The following is a 2,009-nucleotide window of genomic DNA, read 5'->3' as shown; positions in this document are numbered from 1 at the left end:
AACAGCTCATGGCGAAACTGTTCGCCGAAGTCCTGCACCTGGACACCGTGTACGCCGACAGCAACTTCTTCACCCTCGGCGGCGACAGCATCGTATCCATGCGGCTGGTGGCGTTGGCCCGCTCGGCCGGGCTCACCCTCACCCCGCGCGACGTCTTCGAAGCCAAAACCGTTGCCGCCCTGGCGGAACTGGTCGGCGGCACCGTCGCCGTCGACCCGTCGCCGACCCGTGAACCGGCCCACCGCGCCGACGGCCGCCCCCCGCGCCCGTCGGACTTCCCGCTGGTCGAGCTGACCGCCGCCGACGTCGAACGGCTCGACCACCGCTACCCGGACCTGGCCGACGTGTGGCCGCTGTCGCCGATGCAAGCCGGAATCCGATTCCACTCCACCTACAACCCCGGCGCCGGCGACAACTACACCGTGCAAACCGCCATCGGCTTCACCGGCACCATCGACGCCGAACGCCTGCGCCGCGCCGCCCAAGCCCTCGTCGACCGCCACGACACCCTGCGCGCCGCCTTCACCGACACCAGCGCCGGACCCTGCCAGATCGTGCTCGGCCACGCCCCCGTCCACTTCCGGCACATCGACCTCACCTCCGGCGCCGACAACGCCGACCTCGATCAGGTGGCCGCCGACGACGCCGCCGAAGGGTTCGACCTGTCGGCGCCGCCGCTGATCCGATTCACCCTCATCACCGTGCGCCCCGACCGCTACCGGCTGCTCGTCACCAACCACCACGTGATCCTCGACGGCTGGTCCATGCCGCTGCTGATGAGCGAACTGCTCGCCGACTACAGCACCCCCGCCCACATCGACACCGCCGAACCCGCACCCAGCTACCGCGACTACCTGGCCTGGCTGCACCGCCAAGACCTCGCCGCCTCCACCGCCGCCTGGGCCGACGAATACGCCGACGTCGAATCACCCACCCGCGTCGCCCGCGCAGACGCCGCCCACCGCGACACCTCCGCCGGCGAAATCGACACCCTGCTGCCCGCCCACCAGGCAGCGGACCTGCGCCGCGCCGCCGCCGACGCGGCCGTCACCGTCAACACCGCCGTCGCCGCGGCATGGGCGCTGACCCTGCGCGAACTGACCGGCGACACCGACGTGATCTTCGGATCCGCCGTCTCCGGCCGGCCCCCCGAACTCCCGCAGGTCGACCGCACCCTCGGCATGTTCCTCAACACCGTCCCCGTGCGCGTGCCCCTCGACCCCACCCACACCGTCGAGCAGCTGCTGACCCGCATCCAGCAACACCAGGCCCGCATGCTCGACCACCACCACATCGGACTGGCAGACATCCACCGCGCCCTCGGAATGACCGCCCTGTTCGACACCGCCGTCGCCTTCCAGTCCTTCCCCGTCGACCGGCCCGCCCTGCAGCACCTCGTCGACGCCGCGGGCCTGCACATCGACGACATCACCGGCGTCGACGCCACCCCTTACCCGCTCAGCCTCGTCGTCACCCCCGAATCCGACGACACCGAACACACCGGCACCGACCCGGCCGCGGCACCGGGACTGCGCATCACCCTGCGCTACCTCGACGACGAATTCGACACCCACCGCGCACAGTGGATCCTCGACCGGTTCGTCGCACTCCTGCACCACATCGCCGACGACCCGGCCACCCCGCTGGCACGGCTCACCGCCGCCGACGACACCGAACCCGTCCACCCGGCCCGCGCGCACCGCCGGCCGCGAACCTTCGACGACATCCTCACCGCCACCGCCGCCACCCACCCCGACGCCGTCGCCGCCACCTGCGGCACCGACACCCTCACCTACCGCGACCTCGACCAGCGATCCAACCGGCTGGCCCGTCTGCTGCTGCGCCGCGGCCTCACCCCGGACACCGTGCTCGCCAGCGCCCTGCCACGCTCACTCGACGCCGTCGTCACCGTGTGGGCAGCCGCGAAAACCGGCGCCGCGTTCGTGCCCATCGACCCCCGCCTGCCCGCCGACCGCATCGCCTTCCTGCTCGACGACTCCGGCGCCACC

Annotated in this window: 1 protein-coding gene; it reads left to right on the top strand. The window is 71.8% G+C overall.

The genetic code is table 11. The annotated features are described in order from the left end of the window. The coding region (locus ACGF5C_RS34295; protein WP_393308507.1) for a condensation domain-containing protein at positions 1–2,009 on the top strand (2,009 nt) is incomplete at both ends.

Source organism: Micromonospora sp. NPDC047620, assembly GCF_043205005.1.
Classification (GTDB): Bacteria; Actinomycetota; Actinomycetes; order Mycobacteriales; family Micromonosporaceae; genus Micromonospora.
The sequence above is the reverse complement of the archived record's forward strand: the minus strand, read 5'-3'. Positions and strand labels throughout refer to the sequence as shown.